Annotated in this window: 15 protein-coding genes; 7 read left to right on the top strand and 8 right to left on the bottom strand. The window is 66.2% G+C overall.

What is annotated here, in order from left to right; all coding sequences use genetic code 11:
* Positions 1-13: 13 nt before the first annotated feature.
* The 3 genes from QGV54_RS14885 to dgcA are packed head-to-tail and all read left to right on the top strand — an operon-like array spanning position 14 to position 2,603.
* Positions 14-616, top strand: a complete 603-nt coding sequence (locus QGV54_RS14885; protein ID WP_281016051.1) for a gamma carbonic anhydrase family protein — start codon at positions 14-16, stop codon at positions 614-616.
* Positions 617-627: 11 nt separating this feature from the next.
* On the top strand, positions 628-1,623 hold the full coding sequence (gene dgcN, locus QGV54_RS14880) for an N-acetyltransferase DgcN (RefSeq protein ID WP_348637690.1): 996 nt from the start codon (positions 628-630) through the stop codon (positions 1,621-1,623).
* On the top strand, positions 1,620-2,603 hold the full coding sequence (gene dgcA, locus QGV54_RS14875) for an N-acetyl-D-Glu racemase DgcA (protein WP_281016053.1): 984 nt from the start codon (positions 1,620-1,622) through the stop codon (positions 2,601-2,603). Before dgcN ends, dgcA begins: the two co-directional genes overlap by 4 nt.
* Before the next feature lies 1 nt (position 2,604).
* Here the strand turns inward: dgcA and QGV54_RS14870 are convergent, their stop codons facing one another.
* The 4 genes from QGV54_RS14870 to QGV54_RS14855 form a co-directional block, all read right to left on the bottom strand.
* Positions 2,605-3,618 (bottom strand): LLM class flavin-dependent oxidoreductase, encoded by a 1,014-nt coding sequence (locus QGV54_RS14870; protein ID WP_281016054.1) that lies wholly within the window; start codon positions 3,616-3,618, stop codon positions 2,605-2,607.
* A gap of 94 nt (positions 3,619-3,712) precedes the next feature.
* The gene (locus QGV54_RS14865) at positions 3,713-4,207 is read right to left on the bottom strand and encodes a PAS domain-containing protein (RefSeq protein WP_281016055.1); all 495 of its coding nucleotides are present in this window, start codon (positions 4,205-4,207) and stop codon (positions 3,713-3,715) included.
* A gap of 220 nt (positions 4,208-4,427) precedes the next feature.
* On the bottom strand, positions 4,428-4,949 hold the full coding sequence (locus QGV54_RS14860; protein WP_281016056.1) for a hypothetical protein: 522 nt from the start codon (positions 4,947-4,949) through the stop codon (positions 4,428-4,430).
* A 156-nt stretch (positions 4,950-5,105) separates the two neighbouring features.
* A complete protein-coding gene (locus tag QGV54_RS14855) occupies positions 5,106-6,959 on the bottom strand; it encodes an SLC13 family permease (protein ID WP_281016057.1) in 1,854 nt (617 codons plus the stop codon).
* Positions 6,960-7,092: 133 nt separating this feature from the next.
* Here QGV54_RS14855 and QGV54_RS14850 point away from each other — a divergent pair, with 133 nt between their 5' ends.
* The 3 genes from QGV54_RS14850 to QGV54_RS14840 all read left to right on the top strand — a co-directional run bounded on the left by QGV54_RS14850 (position 7,093) and on the right by QGV54_RS14840 (position 10,454).
* Positions 7,093-8,373 (top strand): FAD-binding oxidoreductase, encoded by a 1,281-nt coding sequence (locus QGV54_RS14850; RefSeq protein WP_281016058.1) that lies wholly within the window; start codon positions 7,093-7,095, stop codon positions 8,371-8,373.
* Between the two features lie 100 nt (positions 8,374-8,473).
* Positions 8,474-9,593, top strand: a protein-coding gene (gene prfB / locus QGV54_RS14845) for a peptide chain release factor 2 (protein WP_281016059.1) whose coding sequence is annotated in 2 segments (ribosomal slippage) — positions 8,474-8,542 and positions 8,544-9,593 — 1,119 coding nt in all. Because the reading frame shifts where the segments join, the coding sequence is not laid out codon by codon here.
* A 15-nt stretch (positions 9,594-9,608) separates the two neighbouring features.
* The gene (locus QGV54_RS14840; RefSeq protein WP_281016060.1) at positions 9,609-10,454 is read left to right on the top strand and encodes a DUF3883 domain-containing protein; all 846 of its coding nucleotides are present in this window, start codon (positions 9,609-9,611) and stop codon (positions 10,452-10,454) included.
* Positions 10,455-10,479: 25 nt separating this feature from the next.
* Here QGV54_RS14840 and QGV54_RS14835 read toward each other — a convergent pair whose 3' ends face one another.
* Entirely contained in the window at positions 10,480-11,877 is a 1,398-nt protein-coding gene (locus QGV54_RS14835) for an L-serine ammonia-lyase (RefSeq protein WP_281016061.1), read from the bottom strand.
* Positions 11,878-12,042: 165 nt separating this feature from the next.
* Here QGV54_RS14835 and QGV54_RS14830 point away from each other — a divergent pair, with 165 nt between their 5' ends.
* Positions 12,043-13,176: a CoA transferase gene (locus tag QGV54_RS14830; RefSeq protein WP_281016062.1), complete on the top strand. Its 1,134-nt coding sequence runs from the start codon at positions 12,043-12,045 to the stop codon at positions 13,174-13,176.
* 118 nt (positions 13,177-13,294) lie between these two features.
* On the opposite strand, the gene QGV54_RS14825 is transcribed toward QGV54_RS14830, so the two are convergent.
* The 3 genes from QGV54_RS14825 to QGV54_RS14815 form a co-directional block, all read right to left on the bottom strand.
* Positions 13,295-14,089, bottom strand: a complete 795-nt coding sequence (locus QGV54_RS14825; RefSeq protein WP_281016063.1) for an enoyl-CoA hydratase-related protein — start codon at positions 14,087-14,089, stop codon at positions 13,295-13,297.
* A 77-nt stretch (positions 14,090-14,166) separates the two neighbouring features.
* Positions 14,167-14,604 (bottom strand): ArsI/CadI family heavy metal resistance metalloenzyme, encoded by a 438-nt coding sequence (locus QGV54_RS14820; RefSeq protein WP_281016064.1) that lies wholly within the window; start codon positions 14,602-14,604, stop codon positions 14,167-14,169.
* Positions 14,564-14,899, bottom strand: a complete 336-nt coding sequence (locus QGV54_RS14815; RefSeq protein ID WP_281016065.1) for a metalloregulator ArsR/SmtB family transcription factor — start codon at positions 14,897-14,899, stop codon at positions 14,564-14,566. The genes QGV54_RS14820 and QGV54_RS14815 overlap by 41 nt, the downstream gene beginning before the upstream one ends.
* Between the last annotated feature and the right edge of the window lie 107 nt (positions 14,900-15,006).

Genomic DNA, 15,006 nt, shown 5'->3' with positions numbered 1-15,006 from the left:
AGGAAACTGGGACATGCCGATCTTCGGTCCTGATGTCACGCTCAACAATCCGGCCTACATCGACGAGTCCGCGCGCATCTTCGGCAAGGTGACGATCGAGGAACAGGCGTCCGTCTGGGCCTATGTCGCCATGCGCGCGGAAGTACGCGACATCGTCATCGGCAAGCGCACCAACATTCAGGATTTCTGCATGGTGCACGTGGGGTCCCATACCAGCTCCATCATCGGGCAGGACTGCTCGATCACCCATCATGCGATCATCCATGGCTGCCAGCTGGGCGACAACGTGCTGGTCGGCATCAATGCGACGGTCATGGACGGGGCGGTGGTGGGCGACAACTGCATCGTCGGGCAGAATGCCTTCGTGCGGGAGAACCAGGTGGTGCCCCCCAATTCCATCGTCGTCGGCGTGCCTGCCGTGGTGAAGGCGACACGCAACAACTATCTCGCCAACCGCATGAATGCGTTCATGTATTACGAGAACGCGCTGGCCTATGCGCTGGGCAATTATCGGCGTTGGAACGAGGAGTCATTCGTGCAGCTTGCCGCCGACGAAATGGACCGGCTGAAGGCTGAACTGGCCGCGATGCAGTCACAGGAGGCACAGCAGCAATGAGCACCGCCAACATCGAGATCCGCGCCCCTTACCTGATGTTTCTGGGCGACGTGCATGACCAGCTTGCCGCCAAGACGGCCACGGGGGTGGTCCACTGGCGCCGTGACGACTGCATCGGCCAGGTGCGCTTTCCCGACTGCAAGGCCGATCTGGGCCTCTCCGACATGACCGTGGCCGAAGGGCGGCAGGCGGGGGCGGCCACACTGGTGATCGGCGCGGTCAATCCCGGTGGCGTCCTGCCCGATCACTGGGTGGCAGCCATCGTCGAGGCGCTGGAGAGCGGTATGGATGTGGCCTCCGGCCTGCACATGCGGCTCGCCGCGCAGCCGCAGGTGGCGGCGGCGGCGCGACGCACGGGCCGCGCCCTGTTCGATGTGCGCCATCCGACAGGCAGCCTGCCCACCGGCAAGGGCACGAAACGTCAGGGCAAGCGGCTGCTGACCGTGGGCACCGACTGCTCCGTCGGCAAGATGTACACCTCCCTCGCCATCGCTGCCGAGATGCAGGCGCGGGGCTGGAAGGCGGATTTTCGCGCCACGGGCCAGACCGGAATCTTCATCGCCGGTTCCGGCATTTCGGTTGACGCGGTGGTCGCCGACTTCATTTCCGGCGCGGCGGAGGTGCTGGGTCCGGCCAACGACCCGGACCACTGGGACATCATGGAGGGGCAGGGATCGCTGTTTCATCCCTCCTTCGCCGGGGTGACCATGGGGCTGATACACGGCTCCCAGCCCGATGCGCTGGTGCTCTGCCATGAGCCGACCCGGCGGAAGATGCGCAACGTGGAACATCCGATTCCGGCCATCGACGCCTGCATCCGGGCGCATGTGGAGGCGGCGCACCTGACCAACCCGGACGCCCGCTGCATCGGCATCGCCGTGAACACCAGCGCATTGCCGGAGGCCGAGGCCGCCGACTGCCTGAAGATGATCGCCGACCAGCATGGCCTGCCGACCGTCGATCCGGTGCGGACCGGCGTTGCCGTGCTGGTGGACGCGCTGGCGTGAGGCAGCTTTCGTTTCAGCGGGAGGTCTGGCCGATCCGGGGCACCTTCCGCATCTCCCGCGGGACCAAGACCACCGCCGAGGTGCTGGTTGCCCAGGTGACCCAGGACGGCGTCACGGGGCGGGGTGAATGCGTGCCCTATCGGCGCTATGGCGAGACCTTCGAGAAGGTGGAGAAGCAGATTTCGGAGGCGCAGAAGGCCATCGAAGGCGGCGCCGACCGGCACGCCCTGCTGGAGCTGATGATCGCGGGCGCGGCCCGCAATGCGGTCGATTGCGCGCTGTGGGATCTGGAGGCGAAGCTGGCCGGAAAGCCCGTGCATGAACTGGCAGGCCTGCCCGCACCGGGACCCGTCACCACCGCTTTCACCGTCACCCTGGACGATCCGGAGAAGATGGCGGAAGTCGCGGCGCGGGAGGCGCATCGCCCGCTGCTGAAACTGAAGCTCGGCAATCCGGACGGCGATGTGGTGCGCGCCCGTGCCGTTCGGGAGGCAGCCCCGGATTCGATCCTCGTCGTGGATGCCAATGAGGGCTGGAAGCCCGACCAGCTGAATGACCTCTTCGCCGCCTTTGCCCAACTGGACGTGCGGATGATCGAACAGCCCCTGCGTGCCGGTGACGACGCCGCGCTGGGCACGGTCAGCCGGGCGGTGCCGATCTGTGCCGACGAGAGCTGCCACGCCACCGACAGCCTGGACGCGCTGCGGGGCCGCTACGACATCGTCAACATCAAGCTGGACAAGACCGGCGGCCTGACCGAGGCGCTGCGCCTGCGCGACGCCGCCCGGGCACAGGGGTTCCAGGTCATGGTCGGCTGCATGGTCGCCACCAGCCTCGCCATGGCCCCGGCCCTGCTGGTGGCGCAGGGCGCGGACTTCGTCGATGTCGACGGCCCCCTGATGCTGAAACAGGACCGCGAACCGGGCCTGACCTTCGACGGTTCGACCGTCAGTCCGGCGACTGCGGATCTGTGGGGGTAATTCAGCCCACCGCCGCCTTCAGCCGGGGCGCGACTTCCTTCACGAACTTCTCCAGGTGCGGGTTCATCTGGTCGGTGGTCATGCCGGGCGGGACGGCCCAGGTGACCAGGTCGGTGATGCCGAACTCGGTCACGAAGGCGGTCAGTTCGCGAACGCAATGGTCCACGTCGCCGACTACCCAGCTTTGGGGAATGCGGCCGACATCGGTCGTGCTGGACAGGCCGTCCCCGGATTCGCGGTTGAAGCGCAGGTAGACTTCCATGCGATAGCGTTCCGCGCGTTTCACGGCGGGCCAGTCGCGTTCCGGGTCGTCGGTGACGAGGCAGGAGCGGATGATGCCGATGCGCCGGGTGTCCGGGTCAATGCCCTTTGCCGTCATGTCTTCCCGCCAGGGGTCCAGCACCTCTGCCCGCGTGCCCTGGGGCAGCAGGTTGGTGCCGAAACGGGCAGCGCGACGGGCGCCGGCCTCCGACATGGCGGCGATCCAGAGCGGCGGGCCACCCGGCTGCACGAAACCCGGCTTGATCACCACATCCTCGAACTGGAACCGCTTGCCGGTGAAACTGAACGTCTCGCCGGAGAAGCAGTGCTGCAGGACCGCGATCCCTTCCTCCGTGCGTGACACCCTCTGCTTCACGGGAATGCCGAAGCCGCGGAACTCGTGCGGCGCGTAGCCCATGCCGATGCCGATCTCCACCCGTCCGTTGCTGATGTTGTCGATCACGGCCAGATCCTCGGCCAGCCGTACCGGGTTCTGGAACGGCATCAGGCAGATGTCCGACGACAGGCGCACATGCTTCGTGCGTGCCGCCATGGCCGCCGCAACCGGAATCCACGACGGCAGGTAGCCGTCGTCGAGGAAGTGATGCTCGGTGAACCAGGCGAGGTCGAGCCCCAGCGTATCCAGCCAGGCCACCTGATCCATGATCGAGGCATAGAGATCCGGGTTGGCGATGCCGGAATCCGGTGGATTGCGGAAGTCATAGGCGACGCCGATCCTCAAGGCTGGCTTCATCGGTCACTCCCTCCTGCGGCGAACGGTCAGGACCATGATGCCTGAACCGGGCGCGCAGATACAGAATGCGTGGCTGCGGGACGGGTCCGACGTCTCAGCGGACGGTCATGATGGTCAGGAACTGGTCAACTGTCCGGCCATCGGTGGCCAGCGGCAGCATCAGGGATTCCTGTTTCAGGAAGTCACGCCCACGCCAGTTGACGGTGCCCCAGCTCCGGACTGGCCGGGGGGTGTCCATGAGGCACAGGTAGGTCTCCAGCGCCCAGGACGGCATGGACGCGCCCACGGCCTTGCCGGTGTTGTCCCGACCGACCAGATCGACGATGCGGGTGCCGACCAGTGAATAGACCAGGTCCTGCCGGTCCGGGTTGACGCGCAGCAGGCAGAGCCATCCGAAGTAGGGCTGAAGCTCCGTCACTGTGAAATCGGACCGCGCGGGCAATCTTTCGCCGACATACCGGCTTTCCCAGAGGGTCAGCAGGGAGGCGACCAGTGGGTCATCAAATGCCAGTGCGGGGTCCAGATAGAACTCTGGTGGGGCGGAAAGTGCTTCCAGTCGGGAATCTTGGGCGGGCCAGGTGCGATTCATGTCTGCCTTTTCACTGGTGCGCCCTGCGCCGCTCAATCGGACGGAGGCCAGCAACTTCTCGTTCTGGGTGGAGGAGCCGCGACGGACATCCCGTTTTCGCGACCGGCCTTATCCCTGGTGGCATGCTTTGTCCAGAGCCGGACCGGCACAACCCACGGACCCGGTGTCGCAGTCCGGTTCTCGCCATGCCGACCGGCGGTCGGGAATCATGTCGTATCCGTCAGGTGCGGTGTGGCGTGTCGGGAGGGCTGTAGAACATTGCCAGTATCATCACCTGATCCACTTCGACGCCATCGTGGGCGAGGGGCAGCATCAGGGCCTCGTGCCGCAGGAACTCGCGTTTTCGCCAGGCGGCCGGACCCCAGAGGCGCAGGGGACGTGGATACCTGAGGAGCTGCATGGAGATGTTCCGCACGCCCTCCGGCAGGACCTCGCTCAGCTTCTTCCCGGTCGAGTCGCGTCCCACGTTCCGGACAATGTTGGTGCCGACCAGGGAGAGGACCATGTCGGACCGGTCCGGGGTGACGCGCTGCAGGCACAACCAGCCGAGATAGGGGCGCAGGCTGTCCATGTCGAAGTCCCGACGTGCCGGCAGTTGGCCTGCAGTGCAGCGGGAAGTCCAGAGGTCGAGCAGTGAGTCCGGCAGCTTGTTGTCGAACTGCAGCGTCAGATCAATGTTGAAATCCGGCGCCACACCCAGGGACTGGTATTGACGGTCGAACGGTTGCCAGATCGCGTTCATCTGCTCGGGCTCCCCACGGGCCACAGGACCAGGGCACCAAGGCCGCCATTCCGCAGTGCGCGCGAAACCCTGCCCTGACCGCGCGCCTCGGGCCGTAGAACTGGCGGAACGGTACGCGGATACGCCACTGGTGCGCGTATCATCGCACCGAATGGCTCAAAGGTCGAATGTCAGGGCCGCAACGCATGTGAACGTGAGCCAGATCAGCACCAGCAGGGGCAGTCCCGCCTTCACATAGTCGCTGAACCGGTAATGGCCGGGGCCCATGACCAGGAGGTTGGTCTGATAGCCCATCGGGGTCGCGAAGGAACAGTTGGCCCCGAACAGGGTAGCGTAGACGAAAGCCACCGGCGGCACCCCCAGCTGGTCCGCCAGGCCGATGCCGATGGGGGTGAACAGCACCGCAGTGGCGTTGTTCGACAATACGTTGGTGAAGCAGGCGACCAGCAGGAAGAAGCTGGAGAGGATCACCACCGGCGGCGCACCGTCCAGCACCGCCATCAATTGCTGCGCCACATAGTCGGCACCGCCGGTGCCATGCAGCGCGGTGCCCATGGCAAGTGCGGCCCAGACCAGCACGGCCACTCGCCGGTCCAGTGCGCGGGAGGCCTGGTGGATGTTCAGGCAGCCGGTGGCCAGCATCAGCACCGCCCCGCCAAGGGCCGCCACGACGATGGGCAGGATGCCGGTCGCCGCCGTCGCCACGACAGCGCCGAAGATCAGCGCCGCCCGCTTCGCCAGTTCCCGCGCCGGCAGGTCATAGGCCGACCATTCCTGCAGGATGACATCCCGGTTGAACCGCAGCCTGTGCACGTCGCTGCGGTGCCCCAGCGTCAGCAGCACATCGCCCGCCTCCAGACGGATATCGTTCAGGCCCTGCCGGATCATGCGGCTGCGGCGCTGGATACCCAGGACCGTACAACGGGTGCGGGTGTGAAAGACGATCTGTGCCAGATTGCGTCCGATCATCCGGCTGGCCGGAGCGACGATGACTTCCGCCAGCAGGAAGTCGCGGTCCATCGGCGCGTCATCGCCTTCCGGCGGGGGCAGGTCGTCGCTGGCATGCATCGCCTGCAGCATATCCGGCGTCCTTGCCATGGCCTCGGTGATCGACTTGCGCGTGGCGGCGATGATCAGCTCGTCGCCGACCTGCAACTCGATCTCGTCGAACGGGGGGAGCATCTGCTCCTCCCCCCGCTGGATCAGGCGCACGGTGATGCCGGGCATGCTGGGGAACAGTCCCGCGCGCGGTTTCTCGCCCACCAGGGACGATCCGTCGCGAACATCGATCTGGGCGATGAACTGCCGCCCCTCCACACCATGGGTCAGGGACTGGGCCAGGGTTGCACGGTCCGGCAGCAGTCTTGGGGCAACGAAGATGACGTAGATCATGCCGACCCCGGCCAGCACGATGCCGATGGCGGTGATGTCGAAGAACTCGATCTTCGGCTGACCGGCGCGGACGGCAGCGGCGGAGACCAGCAGGTTGGTGGACGAGCCGATGACCGTGGTCATGCCGCCCAGGATCGCGGCATAGCTGAGCGGGATCATCAGGCCACTGGCGCTGCGCCGCATCCGGTCGGCGATGACGACCATGATCGGAATGAAGATGACCACGACCGGCGTGTTGTTGAGGAAACCGCTGAGTGCCATGACAGCGCTCAGGGCCGCCGCAACGGCCAGGAAGGGGTGTTTCCGCCGCAGTGACACCATCCTGCGCGCGGACCCGTCCAGCGCGCCCGTCCGCACGATTCCCTGCCCGACGACCATCAGGGCGAGTACCGATATCAGGGCCGGATCAGCCAGCCCCGCCAGCAGCGTCGTGGTGGTGATCTCCGGCAGGCCCGGCTGCGCCGCCTGCGGCATGTGGAAGAACAGTGCCGACAGGAAGGCCACGACGCACAGGGACACCATCTCGATGGAGAACCGCTCCGTCGCATAGGCCACCACCGCCACGGCGATGATGCCGAAGACCAGCCACATCTGCAAAGTCGGCTCGATGGCCGCCATGGACCTGTTCCCCCTCCGGATGCCTGCGGTCACGCGACCTTCCCGGACCGAGCCAATATGGCGTAGGGCAGGGATGTTGCAATGCCTGTCTCCGTGGCTTGCCCGCTGCGCGGGGGAGGCGTATGAGGCGCGTATGAGCATCCCACCCGAAGCATGGTCCTACTACGAGGCCACGGTGCGCCGGCCAGTGTTCGCGGACCTGCCTGACGGCGATGTCGAGGCAGAGGTCTGCGTTGTCGGCGGTGGTCTGACCGGCGTCAGCGTCGCGCTGGAGCTGGCGGAACAGGGTGTGGATGTCCGGCTGATCGATGCCGGGCGGATCGGTGGCGGTGCCAGCGGGCGAAACGGCGGGCAGATCAATACCGGGCTGGCACCGGGCGCCACCGGCCTGCTGGACCTCTGCGACCGGGAAACGGCACGGGCGCTGTTCGACCTTTCGGAGCAGGCGATCCGGCTGATCGATGCGCGGGTGGCGCAGTACCGCATCGACTGCGACCTGGCGCGCGGGTTCTTCTTCGGCGCGGTAAAGCCATCGCGCATGAAACACATGGTGGCGGAGCGCGATGCCCTGCGGGATGTCTTCGGTCTCGACCGGCTGCATGTGCTTGACCGGGCCGAAGCCATCGACCTGACCGGCTCGGACCGGTTTCATGGGGGTCTGCTCGACCCTTCCGCCGGTCACCTGCACAGCCTGAAATACTGTCTCGGCCTCGCGCGCGCGGCGACAGCGGCGGGTGCGAAACTGCATGAGAACGTGGCGGCCACCGCCGTGGACGCCGAACAGGGCATCGTCACCACAGATCGGGGCACGATCCGCGCCGAGCATGTCGTTGTTGCCGCCAATGCCTATCTGGACGGGCTGCTGCCCGCGGTTGAACCACGCGCGCTGGGGGTCGGCACCTGGGTCATGACCACCGCGCCCCTGCCGATGGAGGTCAGGGAGCGGCTGCTGCCTGGCAATGAATGCGTCTGCGACGACAACAATGTCCTCGACTACTTCCGTTTCACGGCAGACAACCGGCTGCTGTTCGGTGGCGGCGTCAGCTATCTGGGGCGGGAGGATGGGCCGCAGGCCGCCGGGCTGCTGCGCCGTCGTATCGCCATGACCTACCCTGAACTGGCCGACGTGCCGGTGGGGGAGGTCTGGGGCGGCAAGGTCTCCATCACCATGAACCGCCTGCCGGATCTGGGGCGTGTGGGGCGGCGGGTCTGGTATGCGCAGGGCTTCTCCGGCCAGGGTGTGGCGGTCACCGGCATCGCCGGAAAGCTGATTGCGGAGGCGATCCGGGGCGACGACAGCGGCTTCCGCGTCATGGCGGATGTGGCGCACAGGGACTTTCCGGGCGGGCCGCTGCTGCGGCGCCCGCTGGTCACGCTCGGGCGTCTCTGGTACCGCCTGCTGGACCACTTCTGACACCCTGCGCGGCGCATCCGGTTTCCCTGTTGCGCCGCATCGTGTATCTTCCCGCCTCCGAACCTGATTTTCCGATACCTTCCAAGGGGTTGTACTGGCCATGCGCGCCGAAACCGAACAATTGGTCGCCGACATCAAGCAGTCACTGGAACTGCTGAGGAGGCGTCTTTGACTGGGATCAGTCCCTTCGCCGTCTCGATGAACTGAATGCCCTCGCCGAGGATCCGGACCTGTGGAACGACGCGGACCGGGCCCAGGCGCTGATGAAGGAGCGCACGACGCTCGACCAGTCGATCACCCGGCAACGCGAACTCGAACAGGAACTGGATGACTCCGCGGAGTTGATTCTGCTGGGGGAGGAAGAGGACGACGCCGCCACCGTGGAGGAGGCCGAGGCCACCCTGCGCCGCATGAAGGAACAGGTCGACCGCCTGTCGCTGGAGGCCCTGCTTTCGGGGGAAGCCGACAGCAACGACAGCTATCTGGAAGTCCATGCGGGTGCCGGTGGCACCGAAAGCCAGGACTGGGCGGAGATGCTGCTGCGCATGTATGTGCGCTGGGCGGAGAAGCGCGGCTACAAGATCGAATGGATCGAGGAATCGGGCGGTGAGGAGGCCGGCATCAAGTCCGCCACCGTGCGGGTCCAGGGCCACAACGCCTATGGCTGGCTGAAGTCGGAGAGCGGCGTGCACCGCCTGGTGCGGATTTCGCCCTATGATTCGCAGAGCCGCCGCCACACCAGCTTTGCCTCCGTCGGGGCGTTCCCGGCCATCGATGACGAGATCGACATCGAGATCGAGGACAAGGACCTGCGGGTCGACACCTACCGGGCGTCGGGCGCGGGTGGCCAGCACGTCAACCGGACCGATTCGGCGGTGCGTATCACGCATGAGCCGACCGGGATCGTCGTGCAGTGCCAGAATGACCGCAGCCAGCACAAGAACCGCGCCGCCGCCATGTCGATGCTGAAGGCGCGCCTCTACGAGCGTGAGCTGCAGATCCGGGAAGCCGAGAAGCAGGCCCTGCACGACGCCAAGGGCGACATCGGCTGGGGCCACCAGATCCGCTCCTACGTCCTGCACCCCTACCAGATGGTGAAGGACCTGCGCACGGGCGAGGAAACCGGCAATACCCAGGACGTCCTCAACGGCGACCTCGACGCCTTCATGGAAGCCGCCCTCGCCCAGCGCGTCGGCGGCGGCGAGGCGGAGGCGGGATAGGGACGATCAGGTGTCATGAGCGGAGAGTCGCCAGCGGGTCAGGACTGGAGCGATCGCGAGATCGACCTGATCGTTGCCGACTACTTCGCCATGCTGCGGCTGGAGCTTGCCGGCGAACGTTACAACAAGACCGAGCGTCGGCGGGCGTTGCAGCAGTTCGTCAAGCGCTCTGACGGTTCCATCGAATTCAAGCACCAGAACATCAGTGCCGTTCTGCGAGAACTCAGCCTGCCATGGATCTGGGGCTACAAGCCCGCAAAGAACTACCAGAAGACCGCCCTGCCCGCAGGCATCGAACGCTATCTGACGAAGCAGCCGGAAACCGTCGCGACCGCAGAAGCGTTGCGACCGCCGCAGGGATTGCAGGAGAGCGGAATCATCTTTCTTGAAACCGCACCGCCGCTGGTCGCAGCTGATACCGTCCTGGGCACCGAAATGCAGAGATTGGTACGCAAGTTCGACCCCGCAGCACGGGATGCCCGCAACAGGGCGCTGGGCAAGCGGGGAGAGGAGAAGGTGTTCCATGACGAACGGGCGCGCCTGAAACTTGGTGGGCGTGATGATCTCGCCCGAAAGGTCGAATGGACTTCGCAGGAACGGGGCGACGGCGCGGGGTATGACATCCACTCCTTCGACCTTCGCGGCAGGGAGCGCCTGCTGGAGGTCAAGACGACCACCGGCACCCGCACCACGCCGTTCTTCATCTCGGAGAATGAGCTCAGCTTCTCGGAGGAGCGTCCCGACGCCTTCTGCCTGGTGCGGCTTTACCAGTTCGGCCATGAACCCGGTGGCTTCGAACTCCGACCGCCATTGGAAAAGTCGGTGAATTTGAAACCGACCACCTACAGGGCGTCGTTCTGATTTCGATCGCCGTCGTCTGCGTCCCTCAACACTCCACCATGCTGACCGGGATGCGGAGGGCGAGGCCGCCGAGGGAGGTTTCCTTGTAGGTGGCGGCCATGTCGCGGCCGGTGTCGCGCATGGTCTCGATGACCTGGTCCAGGCTGACGAAATGGGTGCCGTCGCCCTTCAGGGCCAGCCGGGCGGCGTTGATGGCCTTGATGGCGCCCATGGTGTTGCGTTCGATGCAGGGGATCTGCACCAGCCCGCCGATGGGGTCGCAGGTGAGGCCCAGATTGTGTTCCATGCCGATCTCCGCTGCGTTCTCCACCTGCTCGTTCGTGCCGCCCAGCACCGCGGCGAGACCGCCCGCGGCCATGGAGCAGGCGACGCCGACTTCGCCCTGACAGCCGACCTCCGCCGCCGAGATGGAGGCGTTGAGCTTGTAGAGGCTGCCGATGGCGGCGGCGGTGAGCATGAACTTCACGACACCGGCGTCGGAGGCGCTGTTCACGAAGCGGGTGTAATAGGCCAGCACGGCGGGGATGACGCCCGCCGCGCCATTGGTGGGGGCGGTGACGACCCGGCCCCCGGCCGCATTCTCCTCGTTCACCGCCAGGGCGTAGAGGTTGATGTAGTCCATCACCGTCAGCGGGTCCTTCATGCTGGCTTCCGGCCTGGCCAGCAGGGACTGGTGAATGGCACGGGCGCGGCGTTTCACCTTCAGCCCGCCGGGCAGCAGGCCTGTCTCCCGACAGCCACGCTCGATGGAGCTTTCCATCACCTGCCAGATCTCGATCAGGTGCGCTGAAACATCAAGGCCGGGGCTGATCGCCGCCTCGTTCGCGGCCATCATCTCGGCGATGCTCAGCCCGGTCTGCCGACCCCGTTCCAGCAGCTCGACCGACCCTGCAAAGGGATGGGGTACCGCGATGTTGCGTCCCGCCCAGGCCGGTGTCTCGCCCCGCATCTCCGCCTGGTCCTGGATGAAGCCGCCGCCGACGGAGAAGATGACTTCCCGGTGCAGTTCCGCGCCGGTGGCGTCCTCAGCCACGAAGACCATGCCGTTCGGATGCTCGGGCAGGCTTTCGGTCAGCAGGAAATCGAGGTCGCGTCGCGGCTCGAAGCCGATCTCCACCCGCCCGTCGAGCAGCATCCGCCCGGTCTCGCGAATCTGCGCCACCATGCGGTCGGCATCGTCCGCATCCACCCTGTCCGGCACCTGGCCCGCCAGGCCCAGGATCAGTGCCTTGTCGGTGGCATGGCCAAGGCCGGTCAGCGCGAGGGAGCCATAGAGGTCGACCCGTACCCGGGCGGTGGCCTCCGTCAGCGCACGGCTGTCCAGCGCGTCAAGGAAGCGGCGCGCGGCCCACATCGGGCCGACGGTGTGGGAACTGGACGGGCCGATGCCGACCTTGAACATGTCGAAGACGCTGATGGTCATGGGTGCAGCCTCCTGAGCGCGCGCGTCCTACCCTAGCGTCAATGTACTTGCGTGGGGGCGGTCCATGCACGGCGTGGACGGCAACAATACCGACATCGCGGTTTGACCATCGCCTCTGCGGGGGCATAGGTTCGCGACAGACGGAACATTTGGGGAGAACCGGTCGTGACCTTGCCTCTGGAAGGACTGACGGCTTACGAATTCGGCAGCAATGTCGCGGGGCCTTTCGCGGGGTCGATCCTTGCGGAACTGGGCGCGACCCTGATCAAGGTGGAGCGGCTGGAGGGCGACGACGCCCGTGTCTGGGGACCGCCGTTCGCCGATGACGGCACGGCGACGATCTTCCACGCCCTGAACCGCAACAAGCGCTCCATCACCGTTGACCTGAAGGACCAGGCGGCGCTGGACGAGCTGAAGGCACGCATTGCCGCCGATGGCGACATCGTGGTGCAGAACATGCGCCCCGGTGCCATGGCGCGGCTGGGACTGGATGCGGAGACCCTGCTGGGCCTCAACCCGCGTCTGATCGTCTGCAACCTGCACGCCTTTGGTGCCAGCGGTCCGCTGAAGGACCGCCCTGGCTATGACGCGCTGATGCAGGCCTTCGGCGGCATCATGTCGGTCACGGGGGAGGAGGGGCGTCCGCCGGTGCGGTGCGGCATCTCCGTCATCGACATGGGCACCGGCATGTGGTGCGCCATCGGTATCCTTTCCGCCCTGCTGCGGCGCGGCGTGACGGGCAAGGGCGGGGTGGTCGATGCGGCCCTGTTCGAGACCGCGGTGCAGTGGATGACCTTCTATTCCGCCGATGCGCAGGTCACCGGCAAGTCACCGACACGGCATGGCTCCGGCGTGCGCGGCATTGCCCCCTATGAGGCGTTCGAGTGCGCCGACGGCTACCAGATCGTCGCCGCCTCCAACGACCGGCTGTTCTTCAAGCTGGCGGACGCGCTGGGTCACCCGGAGTGGAAGAACGACCCGCGCTTCGCCACCAATCCGCAGCGCGACGCACACCGGGTGGAACTGAAGACCATGCTGACCGGCATCTTCCTGCGTGAGCCCCGCAGCCACTGGCAGGGGATTCTGGATGACGCCGGGGTGCCCAGCGCCCCGACCCAGACCACCCAGGAGGTTCTGGCCCACCCGCAGACGATTGCCTCGGGCATGGTGCAGCATCTGACCGGCTATCCGCTGGGCCTTATCGGCCTGCCGCTGCAGTTCGACGGCAATCGCCCCGGCCTGCGCAGCAGCGCGCCCGCGCTGGGCGAGGCCAACGCTGAGGTATTCGGCGGGGAGTGAGCGGTATTTTATCGCCGACCCCGGCCTGCCCTCTCCCCCTGCCGACCACCCACGGGATTATCCTGAACGGGCGGCCGGGAGGCGGAGAGGGCAGGCCGGGGACCGCAAATGATTCCCCTCAGCCGTTCGGCCAGTCGGGCTTGCGCTTCTCCTGAAACGCGCGGAAACCTTCCTTGGCGTCTTCGGTGCCGGCCATGACCGGTAGCATCAGTTGCGTGTACTGCTGCGCCTCGTGGATCGGCATGTCCTGCACGGCGTGCAGCGCCAGCTTGCCCAGCCGCATCGCGGTGGGGGAGCGGCTGGTGATGTCGGCGAGCATCTCGTCCAGCACCTTGTCCAGTTCGCCTGGCGGCGCGACGGCATTGAGGACACCCTCCGCTGCGGCGCGCTCCGCGCTCCACGGGGTGCCGCGCATGCAGAGTTCCATCACCTTGCGGCGGGGCAGGACGCGCAGCATGTAGGGCAGGATGGTCATGGGAAACAGACCGACGCCGACTTCCGGCGTGCCGAGGCGCGCGCCTTCGACACCCACCGCCAGGTCGGCGACGCAGACCAGGCCGAAGCCGCCGCCCAGTGCATGACCATTCACCCGCGCGATCACGGGCAGGGTGCAGGTCTCGAAGGCGCGGAACATTTCCGTCAGCTGCAGTTGCGGACGCGCCGGATCGGTGGCGAAGGGGCTGCCGTCCGGCTGTGGGGAAAGGTCGCCCCCGGCGCAGAATACACGGTCCCCGGCACCGGTCAGCACGACCGCGCGAATCGCCGGGTCAGCCTGTGCGCTGGCCAGTCCCGCGGCGATGCCGCCCGTCACCCGGTCATTCAGTGCGTTGCGGCGTTCCGGCCGGTCGATGGTGATGCGGCAGACCGCGCCATCCATCTCCACACGTACCGGATTTTCCTCAGTATCGGCCATTGCCGTCTCCTCCCCTGTGTCTCTCCCGGGCCGCAGCCTAGGCGATAGGGGAGGAGTGGCAAGTCCGGTCTGTCGGATCAGCCGCAGCAGGCGCCGCCGGAGGCCGGTTTCTCGACCTCGTCCAGCGGCTGGTGGTCGGAGCCGTAGAACTGGATCTCCGCCATGGTGTGGAAGGTTTCCCACGGGACACCGGCGGGATCGCGTGACCAGGACTTGTTGCCCTTGGCGTAGCAGCAGGCAGCATCGCGCTGCGGGGCAACCATCTCTTCCGCAGCAGCCATGCGCGCCTCGATCTCTTCGACTTCGGCGTCCGTATCGACCTGCAGGCCCAGATGATCCAGCCCTTCGCTGCGTCCGGCGCGGGTGGAGATCGCAAAGTTCACTGCCGGATCATCCAGCATCCACTTGGCGTAGTCGTGCTTCTCCACTGTCGGCGCGACATCGAACATGGTCGAGTAGAAGGTCTTGGACCGCTCAAGATCCGAAACCGCGATATGCACGTGCAGGCGTTTCATCCGTCTTCTCCTCTCGGGCGCAGCAATTCTGCATCAGGAAGCTTGAGAGCAGCGCGACCTTCGGGAACTCCGCCCGATGCACCATCCGGCGCCCGTCGCGGGTGGCCGTGATCAGAGCTGCCCGTTTCAGGTGGTCGAGGTGATGGCTGAGCGTCGTCCAGGCGATCTCCAGTTCCCGCACCATGGTGGAGGCATCGGCACCGTCGCGTCCGCGTTCCACCAGATAGCGCAGGATCTGGATCCTGCTGGGATGACCCATCGCCCCGAAGGCTTCTGCTGCTATCTCGTTATCCATGTTTCTAGATATATAGATAATGAGGCGCGCGTCAAGCGGTTCCTGGTGGCGGGCAATGCGATATCCTCTGCCTGCAACACCGGCGGCGATCCTGCCCCGGACGCATG

The sequence above is a fragment of the Minwuia sp. IMCC3060 genome (assembly GCF_029909435.1).
In the GTDB taxonomy this organism is placed as follows: domain Bacteria; phylum Pseudomonadota; class Alphaproteobacteria; order Minwuiales; family Minwuiaceae; genus Minwuia.
Note: the sequence above shows the minus strand (reverse complement) of the source record. Positions and strands in the feature narration are given on the sequence as shown.

What these genes read in the sequence shown, in the direction of transcription:
- QGV54_RS14885 (WP_281016051.1), top strand. Translation starts at nt 14, where the DNA reads ATGCCGATCTTCGGTCCTGATGTCACGCTCAACAATCCGGCCTACATC.
- QGV54_RS14870 (WP_281016054.1), bottom strand. Translation starts at nt 3,618, where the DNA reads ATGAAGCCAGCCTTGAGGATCGGCGTCGCCTATGACTTCCGCAATCCA.
- QGV54_RS14865 (WP_281016055.1), bottom strand. Translation starts at nt 4,207, where the DNA reads ATGAATCGCACCTGGCCCGCCCAAGATTCCCGACTGGAAGCACTTTCC.
- QGV54_RS14860 (WP_281016056.1), bottom strand. Translation starts at nt 4,949, where the DNA reads ATGAACGCGATCTGGCAACCGTTCGACCGTCAATACCAGTCCCTGGGT.
- QGV54_RS14855 (WP_281016057.1), bottom strand. Translation starts at nt 6,959, where the DNA reads ATGGCGGCCATCGAGCCGACTTTGCAGATGTGGCTGGTCTTCGGCATC.
- QGV54_RS14850 (WP_281016058.1), top strand. Translation starts at nt 7,093, where the DNA reads ATGAGCATCCCACCCGAAGCATGGTCCTACTACGAGGCCACGGTGCGC.
- QGV54_RS14840 (WP_281016060.1), top strand. Translation starts at nt 9,609, where the DNA reads ATGAGCGGAGAGTCGCCAGCGGGTCAGGACTGGAGCGATCGCGAGATC.
- QGV54_RS14835 (WP_281016061.1), bottom strand. Translation starts at nt 11,877, where the DNA reads ATGACCATCAGCGTCTTCGACATGTTCAAGGTCGGCATCGGCCCGTCC.
- QGV54_RS14825 (WP_281016063.1), bottom strand. Translation starts at nt 14,089, where the DNA reads ATGGCCGATACTGAGGAAAATCCGGTACGTGTGGAGATGGATGGCGCG.
- QGV54_RS14820 (WP_281016064.1), bottom strand. Translation starts at nt 14,604, where the DNA reads ATGAAACGCCTGCACGTGCATATCGCGGTTTCGGATCTTGAGCGGTCC.
- QGV54_RS14815 (WP_281016065.1), bottom strand. Translation starts at nt 14,899, where the DNA reads ATGGATAACGAGATAGCAGCAGAAGCCTTCGGGGCGATGGGTCATCCC.